Here is a 21,180-nt window from a genome sequence, read left to right as displayed (position 1 = left end):
GGCGCGGTTTGAGCTAGTCGAACGGTTTGAACGCCGTCGAAGGCGGTCTTTCCCGGTTTTCGGGCCCCGGTCCTCGGTCTGCCCGTCCTCGGCCTTCTTCATCGAGCATCGAACGAGAACGAGGACCGAAGCCGCGTCTGGCTCGCTTTCAGGTCCTCGATGGTCCGTTCGCGCGGTTTTTCGAGAACCTTCGGATGCGTCTGGCGGAAAATCCAAAAGGAGCCGGCCGTTATGAACGCGATAACGCCGAAACAGATCCAGAACCCCCAGAACCAGACCGGATGCCAGCGGAGCCGTGATTGCGCGCCTGCGAGCCGGTTCTCCAGATCGCTCTGCCTGCTTTCGAGGTCCGCGATTCGCGAGGCCTTTTCGTCGAGGTCCCGTTCGAGCCCGGCGCTTTCCGGGTAGGAACGAAGCGGCAGCTTGAGCCTTTGGCCGATTTGGAGACCGGTCTCGGAGATCCCGGGATTGTGGCGCCTGATTTCTTCCTGCGGGATCTGCAGAGTCATCGAGACGATCTCGAGGTTGTCGCCGGGGCGAACGGTCCATGTCTGGTTTGCGGCGGCGACGGATGAAGCCACGAACAGAGAACAGAGAACTGAAAGGAAAAACATAGGGGTCCTCCTTCTCACGGCCGAAGGCTGCAGGTTCGATCGGCCTTCCTTTGGAGCCTAGCAGGCGGGTCCGGGCCAGTTCCAGACGGCCTCCCGGCGTGGCCTGGTTCCTGACTCCCGGTTTCTGGTTCCGGGTTTTTCCTCGAACTTGAACGGCCGCGGAGCGGCCCAACGGGACCGGAGCGACCCTCTGCTCGCGACTTCGTCCTTTCCGCCTTTCGAGAATTCTCGAAACGTGGAGGTTCCCCGAACGAGGCGCAACGGCCGAGTCCGGGGGTTTCTCCAGTGACTCAGCAGTGAAGAGAAAGCAGTGAGCAGTGCGTAAACTTCGGATTGCGGATTACGAGAAACTCGATTCTTCGTTTCTCCTTGAACCGCCATGCGGGGACCGCGCTCGTACGGCTTGAACCGCTCGAACCGTTCGAACGGTTTGAACGGTCGCCCCAGGGCGGTTTCCAGTTCCCGGTTTTAGTTCGTGCGGACCTTCGGCCTCCGGTCCGTCGCTCTCGGGCCCGGTCTTTTCTTTGCGGCCTTCGCGTCTTTGCGGGAGGAATCGTTCTCTTCCCGTGGCTTCTGCATTTTTCCCGCGATTCGTTCTTTCGCTGCGGGGGTTTGAACGGCGCCGAAGGCGGTCCCACCCGCCTGCCGCAGAGCCGGATCTGCTGGTTCAAAGCCGCAGGATCGCGTTGACTCGAACCTCCGGCGGCGATATAGGGCGGCTAGCGCGAATCCCTACCCGTCCAGGAGGGCTTGAAAATGAGAGTCGTCGCACTGATCCTTTTCGCCCTTTTCCTTTCTCCGTCGCTGGCCTGGGTGCAGACGCGCAAGCCGGCGAGCCTGACCGAGCTGGTGAGCTACATGGGCGCGGACCGAGAGCAGATGCTCTACGCCGGCGCCAAGGCCGAAGGAAAGTTGATGTGGTACACCTCGCTCGCCGGCGGTTCGTACAAAGCGCTCATCACGGCCTTTGAAGCCAAATACCCCGGCGTTAAGGTCGAGGTCTACCGCGCCGGCGGCGCCGACCTGTTCGTCCGCATGACCGAAGAGTACAAAGCCGGGCGTTATCTCGTGGACACGATCGAGACCACCGAGGGCAACCTGATGTTCATGCGCGACTCCCGGCTGCTCCAGCCTTACAATTCACCGATGCTCAAAGCCTATCCCGACGACGCCAAGGAGCCGGCGGGAAACGGGCTCTACTACTGGGCGCTCGCCCGCGAATCCTACATCGGCTTTACCTACAACAAGAACCTCCTGCCGGCCGCCGCGGTGCCCAAGAATTTCGACGGCCTTCTCCACCCGGACCTCAAAGGCAAGATGGGCATGCCGCTGGGAGGAGCGTCCGGAACCCGGGCCATCGGCGCGATGATCAAGTCCAGGGGGGAAGAGTTCTTAAGGAAGCTGAAGGAGCAGCAAATCAAGCTCTACAGCCTCGACGCTCCGGCGCTCGTCAACGTGATCGCCTCCGGCGAGGTCGCCGCCTCGCCGGCGATCTTCCAGAGCCACACATGGCTCGCGGCGTCGAAAGGCGCGCCAGTCGAATGGGTCCCGATGGATCTCGTGCCCAACAACGTCGGGAGCGCGGCGATCGCGCTCAGACCCCCGCATCCCCACGGTGCGGTTCTCATGGCCGACTTTCTCCTGAGTCCGGACGGACAGAAGGTCCTGGAAAAGTTCCGCTACGGCAGCGCGACCAGGCAGCAACCGTTCAAGCGCTGGCGGCCGGAGCACGGGCTCACAACGGAGAGATACGAAAAGGACATCGAACACTGGGAGAAGCTACTGAAGCAGATCGGGCAGAAATAGGAACAGGAAGCCGCTTCGCGGCCACGCACCGCAAAGCGGCGGCTCAAGCCGTTCAACTGCTGCGCTACGTTCAAGCCGTGGCCGCGCGGAGCGCGGCGGTGAAGCCACTTCAGGGCGGTTCGAAAGTTCGAGGTAAGGACCAGGAACCCGAAGACAAATTTTTTCGCGATCCACGAATCGCGATCCGCAACTTCCGTTCGTGCCGTCTTCGGTCGCCGGTCCTCGGTCAGCCACGCCGTGCGGTGAGCTTTGAACGACGCCGAAGGCGGTTTTCCGTTCCCGCCGTGCCGGGCCGTTCAGTACAGCTCGGTTTTCAGGCGCTCGGCGTATTTCTCGTTGTATTCCCTGGCGTAGGCAGCGTCTTTGCCGTCACGGGCAGCGGCGAAGTCGCCGTGCGTCGGCGCCCCGCTCGGCCGCGCCGCCGCATCCCACAGCTTCGCCCGGATCAACGCCTTGGGGCAGTGGTTGAAGGCTTCCTCGACGGTGACCACGATGACCACGCGCGGCAGCTTGCCGCAAACCTCGAATCGCTTCAGCAACTCCGGGTCCGTGCTGATCCTCGCGGTTCCATTCACGCGGTAGGTTTCGTTCGATCCCGGGACCATGGAAATGATACCGACCTTCGGGTTGACGATCAGGTTCTTCATCCCGTCGATGCGGTTGTTGCCGGGCCGGTCGGGGATGAGCAGGGTGCGCTCGTCGAGCAGCTGCACGAAGCCCGGCGCATCGCCCTTGGGCGAACAGTCGAGGCTGGTTCCGTTCGAGGTGGCGAGCACCAGGAACGGCGATGCCGCGATGAAGGCGCGCCCGACCTCGGTGATGTAGTCGGTCTCCTTGGTGGCGATGCGGGGCGACGGCCTGGCGTAAATCTTCGCGAGATCGTCCAGCGAGGTCACATCATAGGCAGCGGTCCGGTCTGTCGCATCCATGGCATGCTCCCCTTTGGCCGGTAACGGGCGGCGAGCCTCCGTTCGGCTCGCCCAATATCCATTACCTGACCGAATCTTGTCAAGAATGGAATTGACGAGGTGCTGCTCGGATTCTGCGAGCTAACACCTCCAGCCGCTGCAAGAAATAGAATCAAAATAAGCCCGACAAGAGGTCGGGGGGCAATCAAAGGAACAGGTTAACTCTATGGACAGCCCCGGCGGCCCGGTTTTGGCCCCTTGAGTGCAAGGCGCGCTACGCGTCTTCCACTGAATAAAGTGAAGCCAGACGCCGAAACCGCGCTGGTAGTTCGAAGGCTCCACAACGCTTTTCTCACGCCTCGTGCCTCGCGGTTCTCGGGCAATAGAGGGAAGCGCTTGCACGATTCAATGGGCGCGAAGCGACTGCGGTTAGCGCCAAACGCCGTCCAGAAATCCGGATTGCTTGAGCTCCGATACGAACGAATTGTCGAAGTACGCGGTTATCGGCATCGATCGCGCCGATTTTGCGTCAATCATATTGACCTGCACCATGCGCTGCACCATCGATCGAACGGTGCTTTCCGGCACGAACGGTTCGCGAACGAACGTTTCCATGACGTATAGATAACTTTGGCGCAGGAGGCCGGCATCGTTCATTCCGAGGTTTTTGGATATTAAGTTCTTCGTGAAATCTTCGTTCGCCAGCGCGTACTTCGTCGCTTCGACGGTCGCTTTGATCAGGCGCAAGACTACATCGCGATGGACGACGCCGAACGACTTTCGCGCGACGATTCCCTGGGTGAGAAAACCGCTGCCGAAACCGCGCAGATCCTTCGGCGACACCAATTCGCGAAATCCCTCTTTGGCCAGACGAAAGTTGTGTGGCGGAGAAAACAGCGCCGCGTCGATGGTCCCGCGCGCCAACCCGGCCGCGGCCTCGGGGAAGCCGCCCATCTGAAGTACATGGACGTCTCGGAGGTTGTAATGCTCGATGATCGTCTTCAACGCGAAATCCGTTACCGAACCGAAGCGGGTGATGCCGATTTTCTTTCCTTCGAGGCTTCGAAGACCGTGAAGATCGGGACGGGCGATCAGGGACTGCGTATAGTAGGGCGCCATGGCGGCGACCTGAATGATGTCGCCGCCGCGAAGCACGTTGTTGATGACCGCCGGACCGCCGAACCCCGCGATCGCGGCTGAGCCGGAGAGCATCGATTGGACGATCACGGCGGAGGCGCCGACGTAGATCATGTCCACGTCGAGCCCGTGTTTTTCAAACAAGCGAGCTTCTTTCGCGACCATCCAGGGAAGACTGTTGAGCCCGAGCGGCCCGTATGGGAACGTAACCTTCGTCAAACCCGGCGTGCCAGATGCGGCAGGCCCCGCTCCCGCCATCAGGAGAAGGACGGCACCAAGGACTCGAATTTTGGCGCTGATCGTTTTCATTGAATCACCCCGCATAGATGCCTGCCATATCACCACACGCCGTCGCCTGCAACGACAGCCGCGAGGTCGAGGCGCCCGGACTTCGGGCCTCGAGGCTGGCCTGCTTGCGGGCTCGGAGCGCTTCCACTATATATCGATTGACACAAACCCGCAGCGAGGAGAAACGGAGATGCCGACGGTAAAGGTAAACGACGCCGAAATCTATTACGAGGAATATGGCCGGGGCCGGCCCATGGTGTTTCTCAGCGAAACGGCCTGCGACGGCGAGGTTTGGAAGATTCACCAGGTGTCGGAATTCTCCCGGGATCATCGCGTGATCATCCATGATTACCGCGGCACCGGCCGGTCGAGCAAACCGTCGATCGACTATACGACGAAGATGTTTTGCGAGGATCTGGCGGGTCTGATGAATCACTTGCGCGCCGAAGACGCCATTGTCGTCGGCCATTCGATGGGCGGTAGAGTCGCGCAGCTACTGGCGCTCGATCACCCCGAAAAGGTCCGCAAGCTCGTCTTGGCGTCCACCGGTTCGCATTATCCGAAAACCAAAGGCCTGCCCCTGAAGATCTGCAAGGAAATGATCGAGTGGGGCTACGAGAAGTATGAGCGGGACCATACGATCCTGGTCGGGTGGACCGAAGAGTATGTGAAACGACATCCCGACCAGATCGAACGTTATCTCCAGGTCCGAATGCGCAATCTATGTCCGGTGGAGTTTTACCTGCGGCATTTGATTGCGCGCCAGAGCCACGATACGAGCGCGCGCCTGAAAGACATCAAGCAGCCCACGTTGATTCTGGTCGGAGAGGACGATCGAAACGTAACCAGCGAAATCAACCACCGGCAATCTTCCGAGATCTTGGCGAATGGAATTCCCGATTCGAAGCTTGTCGTGCTGCCCAACGAGCGGCATAGCTACTTCTTCACGAATCCGGCGGAAGCCCATCGCGTCATACGCGAGTTCATCAGCGATTAGCGGTGGGATCGGTCTTATCTGCGCGCACCCCGAGCAACCAAATTCAGGTATTCAAGCCTGATCCCAGACGGGTTCACCGCAGATTGGCTGAGCGGCTGAAGACCGGCTCCGGTTCAGTAAATCCCCAGCTGCTGCTCCAGCGAACGTAGTTCTTGCTTGCGGCGGTGAAGCTCGAGAATCTGTCCGTCGGAGCAGAGCCGCACGCTTGCTGCGAAGGCGGCGGGCTGGGAAGAGACGATGTCCAAGATCGGCCGATGGACGTCGCTGGGGGCGACGATGCAGGGTCGGCTGTTCCAATTGTCGTAAGCGAACTTGAGACGCAGCACGGCCTGTTCGACAGCCCCCGAGAACTCCACCTGGAAGGCGAAAGCGGGCACTCCGCTCATCTCGCGCTTCCATACGACGTCGAGGGTTTTGCGGGAGCCTTCGGGTGCGATCGGGTACTCGAGCTGGGAATGGTAATGCTGTAGCCGTCCGACTTCGGCGAGAATTTCCTGCAAGCGACGGTGAGGTGGCTCGGAACCGCGGGGCGCCTCCGCCACCATCGCCGGCGATTCGATGGTCGGACCGTTCTCGATATCCCGGAAATTATTCCACCGGTAACGCCTTAGGAACCGTTCCGCCAGCTCGCGATTCTGCTCCGCCGAAAGCTTTTGGAATCCCTTTTGCCAGAACAGCCTGAAGTCGTTGACAGCGATTGCGGCCGACTCCCATTCCGTTTCGGGAATGAGCTTTGTTACCTCCAAGCGAAACCGAAGCGGCCAGATCACCCTCCGTTTCTGTATTTCCTCGGGCCATAGAGGGGTGCTTTCGTCGATGTACTTCTCCCGAATTACCGCAAGACCGATCACCCCTTTGACAGGGCTGGTAGCGTAGAGCCAGGCGACGCCGCTGGTCGGGAGGCGCGCGAAGTCCTTACCGTAGCTTTCCCTCAGGCCCCACAAAGGAATGGGCTGATTGAGAGCCGCCCGCCAATTTTCGACAGCACCGATAATGATCCACGCCTCGCTCATCGTGCCCCTCGTCTATGCAAGGTTGGAGTTTCGACCCCTACGGCAAGACTGGGTTCCCGCTGCTTCATCGTGTCCTTACCCTCGGATCTGCTTACCGTCCGTTAAACGGACGAAGGTCGTCCAAAAACATCCGGATAAAGGGCGATCTGCGCCTGCAAGGTTCGATCATACCTGACAATGATCACTCGGTGCCCCCGCTGTAGTAATTCAGCTCAAATCCGCCGGTCTAGCGTGGCTTGTGGCGAAGTGTCATGACGGAATCTCGGTAATCGGCGACGCCTTCTCTGTCCCATGCGTATTTTGCCAGGATCTCCATCCAGGAAGGCGAAATTCACCGCGACGGAACCACAGGCCAGGAGATTTACCCATCAGCTTATCCCGGCTCAAAAACTGTCCAAACGATGGGGGGAGCTAAGGCGCCGTTCCGTGGCGGCCGCGGCCTGTGGGGTCCTCCCAAAGCCCACTGGAGGAAGCTTGCTCGCGGAGCGCACGACGGCTTCCAGAGCTCTGAGAAGCCTGCCCGTCTCGCGTTTGTGCTTGAGCCAGTAGCGAACCTGCTTCCCATCGGTGTTGTACCTGACCAGATCGGCGGCCCGGAGCTTTGCGAGATGACCGCTCACGGTTTGAACCGACCGCCCGGCATGCTTGGCGAGCTGGCTCGGGGTGAGCGGACCACCGTTGTCCAGAAACAGCACCAACTGGTAGACCACCGGATTGCCCAGCAGACGGCACACTCTGGATTCGCGATATTTGGCCTCGTCCATCGTTGCAATCGTCTACGGCAAATTCCGTTCTTCTGTCAAGTTCCACGTTTCGAGAATTCTCGAAACGTGGAAACGAACGGGGTGGCTTCTATTGGTCGCTTCGCTCCCGTTCAAACAGTTCAAGCGGTTCCACCCCGTTCAAACCGTTCAAGCCGAAAGGCATCGGGGGGTGTTCGGGTCGATGCCCGGACTTCGGTTTCTGGTCTTTCTTCGAACCTGGAGCCGTCTTTGCCCGCGAGATCCGAAAGACGAGCGCCGGGGACGCGAGGCTTCTGCGGGGTCATTGTCGTCCCTCGGTCTCCGGTCTTCACTTTCAACTTCGAGCTTCGAACCGCTTTTGGACGGGGTGCGCGCGGCGTGGCGCGCGAAGTCCGACCTGTTCTTACCCGGCCAAACCTGATACAGTGGGCCGGCTTGAAGCGCGGGTAGGCGGCATGAGCGCGAGCTCGACAAAAAGGGGACGCTCGATCCGGGAGCTCAAGAGCCGCGTGCTCGACCGGGTCTGGGAGGCGGAACCGGAACAGGGAGAGGGCCCGTGGCGCTGGCTCACTCCGGCCGCCCGGATCGCCCTGATGGTCGGCCGGGACTTCGTCGAGAACCTAGTCAAGCTTCAGGCGATGGCGCTCGCCTTCAAGACGCTGCTCTCGCTCGCGCCGCTGCTCGCCGTCGTCTTCTCCCTCCTCAAGGCCTTCGGTGTCCACAACCGCATGGAGCCGGCGCTCGCCGAAGCGCTGGCGCCGCTCGGCGAAAAGGGCCGGGAGATTACCGACCACCTGATCGCGTTCGTCGACCGCATGAGCGCCGGCGCCCTGGGGAGCGTCGGGCTCGTAACCTTGCTCCTCACGGTCGTCTCGTTGATGACCACGATCGAGCAGGCGTTCAATCATATCTGGCGCGTGAAGACGCCGCGGAAGATCGCGCGCCGCTTCAGCGACTACCTCAGCGTCGCGCTCGTAGGCCCGGTGCTGGTCTTTGCCGCGGTCACGGTGATGGCGACGCTCCAGAGCAGCACCTTCGTGCGGACGCTGATGGCGCTCGAGCCCCTCGGCACGGTGATCCTCACGCTGCTGGGGATCGTCCCCTACCTCACGGTGTGGGGCGCCTTCAGCTTCATGTACCTCTTCGTCCCGAACACGCGCGTGCAGCTGAAGTCGGCCCTGATCGGCGGCGCGGTCGGCGCCCTGCTATGGGCCACGGTGGGGTGGGGCTTCGCGGTCTTCGTCGCCTCTTCGACGCGCTACTACGCGATCTACTCGAGCTTCGCCATCCTGCTCCTCTTCCTCCTCTGGCTCCACGTCGGATGGGTGATCGTGCTGCTCGGCTGTCAGGTCGCCTACGCCCACCAGCACTTCTACTATTATTACCGGGGCGACCGTGGAACGCTGGCCCAGACGGCGGCGGGGCGGGAAAAGCTCGCGCTCCTGCTGATGGTGCGGGTGGGGCAGGCCTTCTGTCGCGGGCTCCCGCCGCTCACCGCGACTGCGCTCGCCGCCGACCTGCAGGTGCCGGCCTGGCTGGTGCGCGAGTTCATGGAGACGTTGAGCAAGACCAACCTGGTGGCGCCGCTCGCCGACGAGGAGAGCTTCGTCCTCGCGCGCGATCCCGCGACGATCGGGGTGAAGGAGATCCTCGACTGCGTGCGTTACGGCGGGGACCACAAGGCGGCTCCCAAGGGGCCGCCGGAGGACCGGGGGGTGGACTCGCTGCTCGGCGATGTGGAGCGGAGCGTCGCAAAAGCGCTGGAAGGAAAGAATCTGCGCAGTCTGATCGACCAGGGCTGAGCCAGCGGTTCAGCGCCCCGCGAACAGCTCCCGGAAAAGCGAGCCGAGCTTCTCGCCGGCCTGGCGGCTTACGCCGCGGGCCGCCATCTTGTCGCCGTCGAGGTCGACCGACGGGTTCTCGATCCGCCCCGTTACCCTGAGCGGCACGACCACCCGTCCCTGGCGGTCCCGGAGCAACGCGACGGTCCGGCCCCCGCCCGCGCGCCGCGAGACGCGCGGCGAAAGCTTCGCTTCGACCGCCATGTTGAGCTGCGGGCTGCTCAGGCTCATCGTGCCTGCGCCGGCGACCTCCATCTGCGAATTGATCATCGCGATCCGCTTGAAGTCGGCCGCGCCGCCGCTGAGGGCGAACTCGGCCTCAAGCGTCTTGAAACGGACCGCCTGGCGCCGCTCGCGGCGCGAAAGGCCGATCAGGCCCGCGGCGCGCTGGATCTTCTGGATCAGGTCAGGATGGGTGATCTCGCCGTCGCGCGCCGCGAGCGCGCCCTGGCCCCGCACGCGACGGACGGCGGTTCCCGGCGCAAGCGGCGCCTCGAGCGCGACCTCGCCGGTCACCGCTCCTTTGAGCGCGTGCCCGATGTCGGTCTTGACGCCGTCGAGCCGGGCGCGGAGGGAGGCCGTCGGGTTGTGCGCGGGGCCGTTCACGGTGACCCGGAGCGCGGCCGGCCCCGAAACCCGGCAGTCGGCCGGCGCCCAGCCGAGCGCCGCGAGGATGGCGACGATCGGCCCGGCGTCGATCCGCTCGGCGGCGGCGCTGAGCGCGAGGCGCGGTGCGGTCGAGAGATGGGTGAGGCTCCCTTCGACCGGGAGCGCCACGCCGCCGGCCGTCAGGTGATTTCTCTCGAGCGTAAGGGTGCCGTCGCGCTCGGCGCGGTAGCGGAGCCAGCCTTCGAGCGCCACGGTCTTGAGGCCCGGATGATCGAAGGCGAGGCGGTAGGCGAAGGGCCGGTCGGCGGAAAAGTCGGGGAGAAGGAGCTCGATGCCGTCGAGCGTGGTCGGCGGCTGATCGCGCGCGAAGAGGTTCACCTTGCCGTTGCGGATGCGCAGGCGGGCGGGAAAGAGGGGTGCGAAGGCGCCGCTTTCCTCCTCTTTCTCCGGAGCGGGCGGCCGGCGCGCTTCGGCCACGCGGGACGGCACAGCCGGGCCGGCGGGAGCGCGGCCGGTCGGCGCCGCCGCGGTCTCGAGGTTGACCACCGGGCTTTCGAGGACGAACTCGGTGATCTCGAAGCGGCCGCGAAAGAGCGGCCAGAGCTCGAGCCGGGCCTGGAGCTCGGCCGCGGTGAAAAGCGGTCGCTTCGCGCCCGCTGGCGGGTCGAAGACCTTGAGACCGAGAACTCGGATCGACGGTACCGGGAGCAGGCGCAGATGGACCTCGCCCACATCGACGCGCCGCTCGAGGCTCGCCTCGAGCAAAGGGAGGTAGGTCCGCTTGAAGATCGCCAGGTCGACGAAAGCGGGAAGGGCGAGCAGGGCCGCGGCGAAAAGAAGCAGGCCGGCCGCGGCCGCCAGCGCGGTTTTCCTCCAGCCGGTCGGGCGGCCGAGGCGCGCGCCGGGCCGCGCCTGGCTGTGTCCGCCCCCGGCGTTTTCCTCCGCCATCGTTCGGGCTGCCACGGCCGCAGGGTATACGGGAGAGGAGAAGCTTGCAACCAGCCGCCAGGGCCGCTTTGCTCATCAGTCGCTTCGCTCCCGTTCAAGGCGTTCAAGGGGTTCAACCGCTTCGCTCCGTTCAAGCCGTGCGCCGCTTCGAAGCGCGAAGCGGGAAAGCGGAAACATATCGCTGGTAGCGCTGGCCACTCAGAAGGGGATTTGTTAGCATAGCGCTCTTCGAAAGGGCCTTCGTTCTGGAACTCGCGCTGGAAATACTCCCCCAGGTGCTTGTTGACGGGATCGTCCTGGGCTTCATGTATGCCCTGATCGCGCTGGGCTACACGATGGTCTACGGCGTGCTCGAGTTCATCAACTTCGCCCACAGCGAGATCTTCGTCCTCGGCGCCTTCGTCGGCGTGGAGATCCTGCTCCTGCTCGAAAGCGCCGGAGCGCTCGCGGCCTACCACCCCGCGCCGATCCTGCTGCTGGCGATGGCGGGCGGGATGCTGGCGGGCGGGCTGGGGGCGGCGGCGCTCGAGCGGGTCGCGTATCGGCCGCTCCGGGCCGCGCCCCGGCTGGTCGCGCTGATCTCGGCCATCGGAGCGTCGTTTTTCCTGCAGGACGCGCTCCGCCTTTTCGAAAGCCTCTGGCGCAACACCTTCTACCTCAACTATCCCACCATCGACGTTCTCGACCGCGCCGTGGCGCTCGGCGGAAACATCGCGGTCCCGGTGAAGTCGATCCTGGTGATCGCCACTGCGATCGCCACGCTGGCCGCACTCTACCTCTTCGTCAACCATACAAGGCTGGGCACGGCGATCCGCGCGGTCGCGCAGGACCCGGAGACCGCCTCTCTGATGGGCATCCCGGTGAACCGGGTCGTGGCGCTCACCTTTTTCGTCGGCGGCGCGATGGGCGGGCTCGCGGGCGTGCTCTTCGGCCTGCATTACAGCCTCATCAACCCGTACAGCGGTTTCATCCCGGGGTTGAAGGCGTTCACCGCCGCGGTGCTCGGGGGCATCGGCAATATCCCCGGCGCGATGGTCGGCGGCATGGTGCTCGGCATCCTGGAATCGTTCGCGGCCTCGTACCTTTCGATCCTGACCGGCGGGGCGTTCGGGGCGGAATACAAGGACGTCTTCGCCTTCGCCGCGCTCATCTTCATCCTCATCTTCCGCCCCAAGGGGCTGCTCGGAGAAAGGGTGAGGGAGGAAGGAGCGTGAGGCGCGCCGGGGTCGCCGCCGGCCTGCTGGCCTACATCGGCGCGGGAGCCTGGCTCGCCCACAGCCTGCCCCAGTCAACGCTCGCCTTCCTGTTCTTCGAGTCCTCCCTGCTCGCGATCTTCTACGCCCGCGCGCCGCACGCGGTGAAGCTCGGCTGCGGCGCCCTGGTGCTCGTCGTGTTGATGCCGCTCCTCGGCGCGGCCAACGCCTACTACCTCGAGGTCGCGATCCAGGTCGGAATCTTCGTCGCGCTCGCGCTCGGCCTGAACATCGTCGTCGGCTTCGTCGGGCTTCTCAACCTCGGCTTCGTCGCCTTCTACGCGATCGGCGCCTATCTCTGGGCGATCTTCGGCTCGCCCCAGGCGAACGAGTTCCTGCCCGGCGGCGCCTTCCCGCTCTCCGCCGGCTGGTTCTTCCCGTTCCTGCTGTTCGCGCTGGCCGCGGGCGCGCTTACCGGGACGCTGCTCGGCCTGCCGGTGCTCCGGCTCAGGGGCGACTACCTCGCGATCGTCACGCTCGGGTTCGCCGAGGTGGTGCGTCTGCTCGTCAACAACCTCGACAAGCCGGTCAACCTCACCAACGGGCCGCGGGGAATCACGCCGATCGAAAAGCCACCGCTCTTCTTCCAGCCGTGGCTGGAGGCGCTGGGCTGGCGGGCCGAGCCGTCGGCGCTCTACCCGCTCTACTTTTATTTTCTCGTGCTGATCTTCGCCGTCGTCGTAGCGGTGGTGAGCCGGCGGCTCGAAGATTCCCACGTCGGCCGCGCCTGGAAAGCGATCCGCGAGGACGAGATCGCGGCCGGAGCGATGGGCATCCCGGTGGTGCGGATGAAGCTCCTCGCCTTCGCCGTCGGCGCTTCGTTCGCCTCCGCGGCTGGCGTGATCTTCGCCGCCAAGCAGGTTTTCATCAATCCGGAGAGCTTCACCTTCATGGAGTCGATCGGCGTGCTGGCGATGGTGATTCTCGGCGGCATGGGGTCGATTCCGGGGGCGATCCTGGGCGCGACGGCGATCACGGTCATCAACCTCCAGCTTCTCAAGGGGCTTTCGCTCTGGTTCAACGCGCTGCGCCAGGGCGGGGCGGTGCTCGCGATCCCGCTGCTCGGGAGCTTCCCCCTGAGCGAGCTGCCGGCGCAGTTCGAGCCCGCGAAGTACGAGCGGATGGTCTTCGGCCTGATCCTGATGCTGATGATGGCGTTTCGGCCGCAGGGGATCCTGCCGCCGCGCCGGCGCCGGGAGCGGTGACGTGGCGTTGCTCGAGGTGCGCGGGGTGAGCAAGCGGTTCGGCGGCCTGCAGGCGCTGCAGAACGTCGACCTCGAGGTCGAGGAGGGGACCATCGCCTCGCTGATCGGTCCCAACGGTGCGGGCAAGACCACGCTGTTCCACACGCTCACCGGCATCTACCGGCCCGACCGGGGTGAGATCCGCTTTGGCGGCCAGTCGCTGATCGGCCTCAAGCCCGAGCGGATCGCGCGTGCGGGCATCAGCCGCACTTTTCAGAACATCCGCCTCTTCCCGCACATGACGGTGACGGAGAACGTGCTCGTCGGGATGCACACGCGGCTGCGCGTGGGGCTGGGGGGCGCGCTGCTGCGAAGCGCCGGCTTCCGCGAGCAGGAAAGCGCGGCGCGCGAGCGGGCGCTGCGGCTGCTCGAGCTGGTGGGCCTGGGCGGCAAGGAGGAGGAATGGGCGCGGCGGCTGAGCTACGGCGAGCAGCGGCGGCTGGAGATCGCGCGGGCGCTCGCGGCGGAGCCGCGGCTGCTGCTCCTCGACGAGCCGACCGCGGGGATGAATACCACCGAGGCGCAGGCGCTCACCGCGCTGCTCAGGTCGCTCGTGGGCGAATACGTCCGGGCGATCCTCCTGATCGAGCACAACATGCGCGTCGTGATGGGCATCTCGCATCGGGTCCACGTACTGGATTACGGCGAGAAGATCGCCGAAGGCACGCCGGACGAGGTGCGGCGCGACCCGCGGGTGATCGAGGCCTATCTCGGGCGCGGCGAATGGACGGCCGATGCTGGAAGGTAGAAACCTGCACGTCTACTACGGTGCCGTGCGCGCCCTGAAGGGGGTTTCGTTCAAGGTCGGCAAGGGGGAGCTGGTGACCCTGCTCGGCGCGAACGGCGCCGGCAAGACGACCACGCTCAAAACCATCTCGGGGCTGCTGCGCCCGCGGCGCGGCGAGGTCCAGCTGGAAGGGGAGGTGCTGAGCAACGCTCCTCCCGACGAGATCGTGCGCCGCGGGGTCGCGCACGTGCCCGAGGGGCGGAAGATCTTCCCGCGCTTCACCGTGCTGGAGAATCTCGAGATCGGCGGCTACACCCGGTCGCGGGCCGCCCTGGCGCCGGACCTCGAATTCGTCTTCGAGCTCTTTCCCAGGCTGCGGGAGCGGCGCCGGCAGATCGCCGGGACGCTCTCGGGCGGCGAGCAGCAGATGCTGGCGATCGGCCGGGCGCTCATGGCCCGGCCGAAGCTGCTGCTGCTCGACGAGCCGTCGATGGGGCTCGCCCCGAAGATCGTCGAGCAGATCCTGGAGACCATCCGGTCGATCAACAAGTCGGGCGTGACAGTGCTGCTCGTCGAGCAGAATGCGGCGATGGCGCTGGCGATCTCGCACCGCGGCTACGTGCTGGAGACCGGAAGCGTGATCCTGGAGGGAAGCTCCCGCGACCTGGCCGGCAACGACCAGGTCCGCCAGGCCTACCTCGGCGGGTAGAAGGCGGCGGGCCTTCCAATTGCCGCGACCAAAAGCTAAGCTCAACCCGAGTGCGGTATCCAAGCACACCGTTCATGTTCGGCGCGGGGGAAGTGACTCCCGCGGTGAAGTTCCTGCTGATCGCGAACACGGGGCTCTTCGTCGTGCAGCTCGTCGGCGGCTACACGCTCAACCGGCTCTTCGGGCTCGTGCCGCAGCTGGTGTGGGACAATTTCTACCTCTGGCAGATCTTCACCTACCAGTTTCTCCACGGCGGCCTGTTCCACCTGCTCTTCAACATGCTCGCGCTCTGGATGTTCGGGTGCGAGCTGGAGCGGCGCTGGGGGAGCACGTTCTTCCTCAAGTACTATTTCGTCTCCGCGGTGGGCGGCGGCATCCTGAACACGCTGCTCGTGCCCGACCAGACGGTTCCGAGCATTGGCGCCTCGGGCGGCATCTACGGCCTTCTGCTCGCTTTCGCGCTGATCTACCCGAGCCAGGTCGTCTATTTTTACTTTCTCTTCCCGATCAAGATGAAGCACTTCGTCTGGATCGTCGGCGCGATCTCGCTCTACTCGTCGGTGACTGCGGGCCAGAGCGGCATCGCCCACCTTGCCCACCTGGGGGGTATGGCGTTCGGGTACGCCTACCTGCGCTGGCGCAACCCGTGGGACCGCATCCGGCTGTTCCGCGACCGCCGCCGGCTGGCGCGTCTGAGGCGGCGCTTTCAGGTCATTCCGGGAGGCAAGGAGGCGGAGGAGGAGAGAAAGCGCACGCTGCACTGAGCCGTTCAAGCCGTGCGGCGCCGAAAGGCGCCGGCGAGCGCTCGCACCGGTCTCCGGTCCTCGGCCTCCAGTCTCCACGTCGAACCTCGTGGTCCCCCGAGGGCGTTTTTTAGTCGCTCGCTTTGGTTTATAGTTTCCCGGCAGTGCAAAGCCTCGGGGAGCCGCCTCTCTCAAGGGGATAGCCCAGGGGCGACGGTGAAGGGTCGATGGACGAACAATTCGACAGGGCAAAGCTGTTGAAACGGCTTGCCGCCATTGTCTCCCCGGCTGCCGTCCGAACGGACCCCGCGGAGATCGACGAGGTTTCCTGGGACGCGATCAGCGAGGGGCGGTTTCACCCGCGCCAGCGCCCGCAGGTCGTTCCGCCGCTGTGTGTCGTCCGTCCGGCCGCCACCGCGGAGGTCCGAGCGATCGTTCTCCTCGCCAACGAAACCGGCGTTCCGATCGTGCCGTACGGCGGCGGGTCTGGGCTCATGGGCGGCGCGCTGTCGGTGCAGCCGGCGATCACGCTCGACCTTCGCTCGATGGGGGCGATCCTGGAGGTGGATGTGGAGGGCCGGCTCGTGCGCGCGCAGGCGGGCGCAGTGCTGGAGGCGCTGGAGCAAAGGCTCAACCAGGAGGGGCTGATCCTCGGCCACGATCCGTGGACGCTGCCGGTGGCGACTCTCGGGGGCGCGATCTCGACCAACAGCGTCGGATATCGCGCCGGGATCTACGGCGCGATGGGGGAGCAGGTGCTCGGGCTCGAGGCGGTTCTGCCGGACGGCGAGATCCTGCGCACGCGCGCCGTGCCCAAATCCTCCGCCGGTATCGACCTCAACTGGCTCCTGATCGGCGGCGAGGGCTGCTTCGGAATCATCACTGAAGCGACGCTGCGGGTCTTTCCGGCCCCGGCCGCCCGCCTTCTCAGCGCTTTCGGCTTTGACTCCTTCGAGCAGGGCTACCGCGCGATCCAGCGCCTGTTCCATGAGGGCTTGCAGCCGGCGCTGCTCGACTTCGGCGACGCGGACGGGGAGGCCCGGCTCTATCTCGGCTTCGAGGGCATCCCGCAGGTCGTCCGCGAGCAGCAGCAGCTCGCCGCCGCGTTGTGTCGAGACGGAGGGGGAAGAAAACTCCCCGAGCGCGAGGCCCAGTCGTTCTGGGACGAGCGCCACGAGGTCGCGCGGCGCTTCATGCAGCGGCGGCGCGACCGGAGGAACCGCTCGCGCGACGGAGTACTGCGCGACTGGATCCACGTCGCGCTCCCCGCGTCCAGGGTCCTCGCCTTCCGCGAAGCGGCCCGGGATCTGATCGAGCGCCGCGGGGTGACGCTGCAGGAAAGCGGGCTCTGGGTCCGGCCGGAGCTTTTCTCGATGCGGCTCGGGGTGAATGACTCGGGCGAGGACGCGCAGCTAGCGCTCGAGGAGACGCTTTTCGAGCTGTTGCGGCTGGTCCAGGAAATGGGCGGCTCGATGGAATACACGCACGGTGTCGGAGTCAAGCTCGCGCCCCTGATGGAGAAGGAGCACGGCTACGGCCTCGAGATCATGCGGCGGATCAAGAAAAGCCTTGACCCGAAGGGGATCATGAACCCGGGGAAGATGGGGCTGTAGAAATCGTTCAAGCGGTTCAAACCGTTCAAACCGTTCAAGCCGCGCAGCGGGAGGGCGGCGGAAAGCGAACCACACAGAGGTAGAGGACACGGGAGCAGAACGACAAACCCTCCCTGCTATCCGCGGCTCCGCGAGGCTTCGATCCTCCGGCGCAAGACGCGATGGCCGTAAATCAGAGGCTGCGTTGCCGCTCGCGCGTAGCGACCCGAAAAGGTTACCCTTAGCCTTGCTGTCGGGCTTGGCGCGGAGGGCTCTTTGACAATCGTGGAAAATCGAGTTAAACGTAATAGATCAGGGTCAATCGGGGAGTGAAAACCGTAGCGATCAAACCTTGTCCGTTTGAAGGTACAGACGCGGGCAAAAAAATGCACCCACAGGGTGCATTTTTTTTGGCCGCGCGGGAGATGGGAAGTTGCGCGCTCAGATAGAGATACTGGCCACTTTACAGAAAGTCGATCGTGAAATAAAAGAAAAAACCGGCATCAAACAGGGGCTTCTCGGAGAAATCCAGGCGAAAGAAAAGGAGATCCTGGCAAAAAAGCAAGAGATCGCCGAAGCCAAGGCCGCGTACGCCGAAAAAGACAAGGTACGGCAGGAAAAGGACCGCCTCTTTCAGGAGGAGAGCAAGAAGGCGGTCGAGCGGCGCATGCGCATGGGGCGGATCAAGAACGCCAAGGAGCTGCAGGCGCTGCAGCGCGAGATCGACCAGATCAAACAGGCCAACAGCGAGCTGGAAGAAGAGCTGATCAAGCTCATGGAGGAGCTGGAAACGGTCAAGGCCGGAATCAAGGCCAAGGAGGAAGAGCTGGCTAAGCTGCAGGAGGAGTGGACACGCAAGCGCGATGAGCTGCAGGCCCAGATCTCCGGGATCGACCAGGCGGTCTCGGAAGCGGCGACGCGCCGGCAGACCATTGCGTCACAGCTCGCCGGCGACCTGATCTCGCGCTACGAGCTGATCTTTTCGCGGCGCAACGGGACGGCGGTGGTCGAGGTTGCGGGCGGAATCTGTCAGGGCTGCTACATGAATATCCCCCCGCAGCTCTGGAACGAGATCATCAAGAGCGAAAAGGTCAACCTCTGCCCGAGCTGCCAGAGGATCCTCTACTACAAATCCAACGTCACCCAGGAAAAGCCAGCCTGAACCGCAGCGTTTCGTGACCCTCTCACCTTCGGGCTCCAGCGCGCGGACGGGAAGAAAGAAGGCGAGGTTGGCCGCGCGCGCTGGCGGCTCGGCCGTTGCGGTCGCGCCCCGGCGATGTCAGAATCCACCGAAGAATGGCTGTTGATGGTCGACGGCGCGGCGCGCGGAAACCCGGGCGAGGCGGGTTGTGGGGCCGTGATCGTCGATGAGCGCGGCCGGACCGTGCGAGAGCTCAGCCGCTATCTCGGCCGGACCACCAATAACGTTGCCGAGTACCACGGCCTGCTGATGGGTCTCGACGCGCTCCTGAAGATGGGCCGGAGAAACGTTCGGATCCAGAGCGACTCCGAGCTGCTGGTCCGGCAGCTCACCGGCCGCTACCGCGTGCGAGACGAGAAGCTCAAGCCGCTTTTCGCGCGCGCCATCGAGCTGCTGGGCCAGCTCGACAGCTACCGCATCGTGCACGTTCCCAGGGAAATGAACAAGCCGGCCGACCGGCTGGCGAACCGGGGCGTCGACAAAGGGCGCAAGCACCGCTAGCGGGCTAAAGCAGATCAAGCGATCGCTGTTTGCTCGAGACTTCTCGGGCGAAGGGAGGAAAGTCCGGACTCCGCAGGACAGGGTGGCCGCTAACGGCGGCGCCGAGCGATCGGCGGAAAGTACCACAGAAAAAATACCGCCCGCCGGAACTCCGGCAGGTAAGGGTGAAAAGGTGAGGTAAGAGCTCACCGGTCCGCCAGTGATGGCGGGCGCATGGCAAACCCCACCCGGAGCAAGACCAAATAGGAGGGTTGGGTGGTCCGCCCATAGCCCTCGGGTAAGGTCGCTCGATCCCCCGAGCAATCGGGGGACAAGATGAATGATCGCTGTGGACTCTTGTTAGGGGTCCATTACAGAATCCGGCTTACCGATCTGCTTTAGCCCGCAACTCTCAGGGTGTTTCCGGTTCCCGGTTTTCAGTTCCACCACGCTCCAGGCGGCACGGCTCGAACGGAGCGAAGCGGTTGAACGGCTTGAACCGTTTGAGCCGCTTAGCGGTCCTATATATAGTAGCAGCTTCCCCTCGGCCTCCGATATCTGGCCCAGCCAATCTCCTCCCACCAAAAATCCGCTGAAACGTAAGAATTTTATTGACAGTTAAAATTCAAGAAGTTATAAGGTGGCGCGTGGGTGGGAGAAAGTGGGATAAATTCCCATAAAATTATTATCTAGGCGACAAACCGAATGTTTCGAGGCACCTTCGAACACACCCTCGACGCCAAGGGGCGTTTGAGCATCCCCGTGAAGTTTCGCGACGTGCTCACGGGCAAGGGCGACGACCGCATCATCATCACGAATTTCGTGGTCGGGGGAAACCGTTGCCTGGATATCTATCCGCTCGATGAGTGGCTTCGGCTCGAGGAAGAGATCCGAAAGCGGCCGAAGTTCGATCCGAAGATGGTCATGTTCCAGAACTACTACCTCGGCGGAGCGTGCGAGTGCGTGGTCGACAAGCAAGGCCGCATTCTGATTCCGCCGCTGCTCAGGCAATACGCCAATCTCAGGCGCAACGTCGTTCTGGTGTCCGCGCTGGAGAAGTTTCGCGTGTGGGATCAGGAGACGTGGAAGAAGGTCTTCGCGGACGCCGAAGAGAAGCTGTTGCAGGATCCCGATTTCCTCGGGGATCTGGCGATCTGAAAGTCGGGGCGGCCCGGCTTCCGGGATGGGCAAGGAAAGGAGTCGAAGAATGCTGGCGCAAAAACGAATCCAGGACATCTCCGTGATCGACCTGGCGGGAGACATCGACTTTCGCGAGATGATCCGCATCAAGGACATGATCTCCGGCTTGATCGAGAAGGACCGGACAAAGGTGGTCCTCAATTTGCGCGCGGTCGACCACATCAACTACCTGAGCATCGGCGTTCTGCTGGAGCGGCTGAAGCTGCTCCGCAACCTCAACGGGGACCTGAAACTCGCCGGCATGAGCCCGTTCTTGCGCGACATCTTCAAGGTCGTGGGTATGGATCGCTTTTTCGAGGAATACACCTCTCTCGAGGACGCCATCGAGAGCTTCGACGACGATTGGGAGGGAGACGGGACCAGTCATTGATGTCATCGGCGCACGTTCCGGTGATGGTCCGGGAAGCGCTGGGCTTCCTGAACCCCGAGCCGGCGAAGCGGTACCTCGACGGAACGGTGGGCGGCGGCGGACACGCCGAGCGGATTCTTTCGGCCAGCGCTCCGAGCGGCCGCCTGCTGGGGCTGGACCGGGACGCTGCGGCGCTGGAGGAGGCGCGCAACCGCCTGCGCGTCTTCGGCGCGCGCGTGATTTTGCGGCAGGCCAATTTCGCCGAAGCGCGGCGCATCCTGGCGGAGATCGAGTGGGGGCGGGTGCACGGCGCGCTTCTCGACCTCGGAGTATCCTCGCTTCAGCTCGACACGGCGGAGCGCGGCTTCAGCTTTCAGGTTCCCGCGCGGCTCGACATGCGCATGGACCAGAGCCAGCCGCTTGACGCTTATGAGATCGTCAACACCTATCCGGCGGCGGAAATCGAGAGGATCTTGAGGGAGTACGGAGAGGAGCCTCAGGCCCGGCGGATCGCCCGCGCGATCGTCGAGCGCCGCCGGGAGGCGGCGATCACGACGACGGCGGACCTGGCGGAGCTGGTGCGGCGCGCGAAGCGCCACTCCGGCCGGCGGGCCGATCCGGCGACGCAGACCTTCCAGGCCCTGCGCATCGCCGTCAACCGGGAGCTGGAAAGCCTGGAGCGGTTTCTCGGCGACGGCTTCGAGCTGCTGGAGCCCCGGGGACGCATGGTGATCATCTCGTTTCATTCGCTCGAGGACCGGATGGTGAAGGATGCCTT

The 21,180-nt window shown here is 64.0% G+C and carries 20 protein-coding genes and 1 other RNA gene; 15 read left to right on the top strand and 6 right to left on the bottom strand.

The genetic code is table 11. The features are described from left to right. Positions 1-98: 98 nt before the first annotated feature. Positions 99-614: a LysM domain-containing protein gene (locus tag VNN77_08860; protein HXG51497.1), complete on the bottom strand. Its 516-nt coding sequence runs from the start codon at positions 612-614 to the stop codon at positions 99-101. A 756-nt stretch (positions 615-1,370) separates the two neighbouring features. On the opposite strand from VNN77_08860, the gene VNN77_08855 reads away from it, so the two are divergent. Then, positions 1,371-2,420, top strand: a complete 1,050-nt coding sequence (locus VNN77_08855; GenBank protein HXG51496.1) for an extracellular solute-binding protein — start codon at positions 1,371-1,373, stop codon at positions 2,418-2,420. Positions 2,421-2,716: 296 nt separating this feature from the next. Here the strand turns inward: VNN77_08855 and VNN77_08850 are convergent, their stop codons facing one another. Both VNN77_08850 and VNN77_08845 read right to left on the bottom strand, forming a co-directional pair. Continuing rightward, the gene (locus VNN77_08850; GenBank protein HXG51495.1) at positions 2,717-3,349 is read right to left on the bottom strand and encodes an MSMEG_1061 family FMN-dependent PPOX-type flavoprotein; all 633 of its coding nucleotides are present in this window, start codon (positions 3,347-3,349) and stop codon (positions 2,717-2,719) included. A gap of 408 nt (positions 3,350-3,757) precedes the next feature. Further along, positions 3,758-4,810, bottom strand: a complete 1,053-nt coding sequence (locus tag VNN77_08845; GenBank protein ID HXG51494.1) for an ABC transporter substrate-binding protein — start codon at positions 4,808-4,810, stop codon at positions 3,758-3,760. Between the two features lie 133 nt (positions 4,811-4,943). Here VNN77_08845 and VNN77_08840 point away from each other — a divergent pair, with 133 nt between their 5' ends. Next, a complete protein-coding gene (locus VNN77_08840) occupies positions 4,944-5,750 on the top strand; it encodes an alpha/beta hydrolase (GenBank protein ID HXG51493.1) in 807 nt (268 codons plus the stop codon). Positions 5,751-5,863: 113 nt separating this feature from the next. On the opposite strand, the gene VNN77_08835 is transcribed toward VNN77_08840, so the two are convergent. Both VNN77_08835 and VNN77_08830 read right to left on the bottom strand, forming a co-directional pair. Continuing rightward, entirely contained in the window at positions 5,864-6,763 is a 900-nt protein-coding gene (locus VNN77_08835) for a hypothetical protein (protein ID HXG51492.1), read from the bottom strand. Positions 6,764-7,146: 383 nt separating this feature from the next. Further along, complete coding sequence (locus VNN77_08830) at positions 7,147-7,527, bottom strand: winged helix-turn-helix domain-containing protein (GenBank protein HXG51491.1); 381 nt, start codon at positions 7,525-7,527, stop codon at positions 7,147-7,149. A gap of 434 nt (positions 7,528-7,961) precedes the next feature. On the opposite strand from VNN77_08830, the gene VNN77_08825 reads away from it, so the two are divergent. Further along, positions 7,962-9,308: a YhjD/YihY/BrkB family envelope integrity protein gene (locus tag VNN77_08825; protein ID HXG51490.1), complete on the top strand. Its 1,347-nt coding sequence runs from the start codon at positions 7,962-7,964 to the stop codon at positions 9,306-9,308. A 9-nt stretch (positions 9,309-9,317) separates the two neighbouring features. Here VNN77_08825 and VNN77_08820 read toward each other — a convergent pair whose 3' ends face one another. Next, positions 9,318-10,904 carry an AsmA-like C-terminal region-containing protein gene (locus VNN77_08820; protein HXG51489.1) on the bottom strand — a complete coding sequence of 529 codons (1,587 nt, stop codon included), beginning with the start codon at positions 10,902-10,904 and terminating at the stop codon, positions 9,318-9,320. Between the two features lie 275 nt (positions 10,905-11,179). On the opposite strand from VNN77_08820, the gene VNN77_08815 reads away from it, so the two are divergent. The 12 genes from VNN77_08815 to rsmH form a co-directional block, all read left to right on the top strand. Then, positions 11,180-12,118: a branched-chain amino acid ABC transporter permease gene (locus VNN77_08815; GenBank protein ID HXG51488.1), complete on the top strand. Its 939-nt coding sequence runs from the start codon at positions 11,180-11,182 to the stop codon at positions 12,116-12,118. Further along, positions 12,115-13,362, top strand: coding sequence for a branched-chain amino acid ABC transporter permease (locus VNN77_08810; protein ID HXG51487.1), 1,248 nt, complete (start codon positions 12,115-12,117; stop codon positions 13,360-13,362). The genes VNN77_08815 and VNN77_08810 overlap by 4 nt, the downstream gene beginning before the upstream one ends. A gap of 1 nt (position 13,363) precedes the next feature. Next, positions 13,364-14,149: an ABC transporter ATP-binding protein gene (locus VNN77_08805; protein ID HXG51486.1), complete on the top strand. Its 786-nt coding sequence runs from the start codon at positions 13,364-13,366 to the stop codon at positions 14,147-14,149. Further along, the gene (locus tag VNN77_08800) at positions 14,136-14,837 is read left to right on the top strand and encodes an ABC transporter ATP-binding protein (GenBank protein ID HXG51485.1); all 702 of its coding nucleotides are present in this window, start codon (positions 14,136-14,138) and stop codon (positions 14,835-14,837) included. Before VNN77_08805 ends, VNN77_08800 begins: the two co-directional genes overlap by 14 nt. 104 nt (positions 14,838-14,941) lie before the next feature. Beyond that, entirely contained in the window at positions 14,942-15,601 is a 660-nt protein-coding gene (locus VNN77_08795) for a rhomboid family intramembrane serine protease (protein ID HXG51484.1), read from the top strand. A gap of 206 nt (positions 15,602-15,807) precedes the next feature. Further along, on the top strand, positions 15,808-17,193 hold the full coding sequence (locus VNN77_08790; protein ID HXG51483.1) for an FAD-binding oxidoreductase: 1,386 nt from the start codon (positions 15,808-15,810) through the stop codon (positions 17,191-17,193). A 412-nt stretch (positions 17,194-17,605) separates the two neighbouring features. Further along, entirely contained in the window at positions 17,606-18,334 is a 729-nt protein-coding gene (locus tag VNN77_08785) for a C4-type zinc ribbon domain-containing protein (protein HXG51482.1), read from the top strand. Between the two features lie 114 nt (positions 18,335-18,448). Beyond that, positions 18,449-18,874 (top strand): ribonuclease HI family protein, encoded by a 426-nt coding sequence (locus tag VNN77_08780; protein ID HXG51481.1) that lies wholly within the window; start codon positions 18,449-18,451, stop codon positions 18,872-18,874. Between the two features lie 6 nt (positions 18,875-18,880). Further along, positions 18,881-19,257, top strand: an RNA gene (rnpB, locus tag VNN77_08775) — RNase P RNA component class A. Between the two features lie 301 nt (positions 19,258-19,558). Continuing rightward, positions 19,559-20,011: a division/cell wall cluster transcriptional repressor MraZ gene (gene mraZ / locus VNN77_08770; GenBank protein HXG51480.1), complete on the top strand. Its 453-nt coding sequence runs from the start codon at positions 19,559-19,561 to the stop codon at positions 20,009-20,011. Positions 20,012-20,060: 49 nt separating this feature from the next. Then, complete coding sequence (locus VNN77_08765; protein HXG51479.1) at positions 20,061-20,423, top strand: STAS domain-containing protein; 363 nt, start codon at positions 20,061-20,063, stop codon at positions 20,421-20,423. Further along, the coding region (gene rsmH, locus VNN77_08760; GenBank protein HXG51478.1) for a 16S rRNA (cytosine(1402)-N(4))-methyltransferase RsmH at positions 20,423-21,180 on the top strand (758 nt) is incomplete at its 3' end. The genes VNN77_08765 and rsmH, both read left to right, overlap by 1 nt.

It is taken from the genome of Candidatus Zixiibacteriota bacterium (assembly GCA_035574315.1).
Lineage (GTDB): Bacteria > Desulfobacterota > Binatia > UBA9968 > UBA9968 > DATLYW01.
Note: the sequence above shows the minus strand (reverse complement) of the source record. Positions and strands in the feature narration are given on the sequence as shown.

Bases quoted from the DNA above. Each gene is read 5' to 3' on its own strand.
- VNN77_08765 (HXG51479.1), top strand. From the start codon at position 20,061: ATGCTGGCGCAAAAACGAATCCAGGACATCTCCGTGATCGACCTGGCG.
- VNN77_08830 (HXG51491.1), bottom strand. From the start codon at position 7,527: ATGGACGAGGCCAAATATCGCGAATCCAGAGTGTGCCGTCTGCTGGGC.
- VNN77_08780 (HXG51481.1), top strand. From the start codon at position 18,449: ATGTCAGAATCCACCGAAGAATGGCTGTTGATGGTCGACGGCGCGGCG.
- VNN77_08850 (HXG51495.1), bottom strand. From the start codon at position 3,349: ATGGATGCGACAGACCGGACCGCTGCCTATGATGTGACCTCGCTGGAC.
- VNN77_08820 (HXG51489.1), bottom strand. From the start codon at position 10,904: ATGGCGGAGGAAAACGCCGGGGGCGGACACAGCCAGGCGCGGCCCGGC.
- VNN77_08855 (HXG51496.1), top strand. From the start codon at position 1,371: ATGAGAGTCGTCGCACTGATCCTTTTCGCCCTTTTCCTTTCTCCGTCG.
- VNN77_08790 (HXG51483.1), top strand. From the start codon at position 15,808: ATGGACGAACAATTCGACAGGGCAAAGCTGTTGAAACGGCTTGCCGCC.
- VNN77_08835 (HXG51492.1), bottom strand. From the start codon at position 6,763: ATGAGCGAGGCGTGGATCATTATCGGTGCTGTCGAAAATTGGCGGGCG.
- VNN77_08860 (HXG51497.1), bottom strand. From the start codon at position 614: ATGTTTTTCCTTTCAGTTCTCTGTTCTCTGTTCGTGGCTTCATCCGTC.
- mraZ (HXG51480.1), top strand. From the start codon at position 19,559: ATGTTTCGAGGCACCTTCGAACACACCCTCGACGCCAAGGGGCGTTTG.
- VNN77_08825 (HXG51490.1), top strand. From the start codon at position 7,962: ATGAGCGCGAGCTCGACAAAAAGGGGACGCTCGATCCGGGAGCTCAAG.
- VNN77_08800 (HXG51485.1), top strand. From the start codon at position 14,136: ATGCTGGAAGGTAGAAACCTGCACGTCTACTACGGTGCCGTGCGCGCC.
- VNN77_08840 (HXG51493.1), top strand. From the start codon at position 4,944: ATGCCGACGGTAAAGGTAAACGACGCCGAAATCTATTACGAGGAATAT.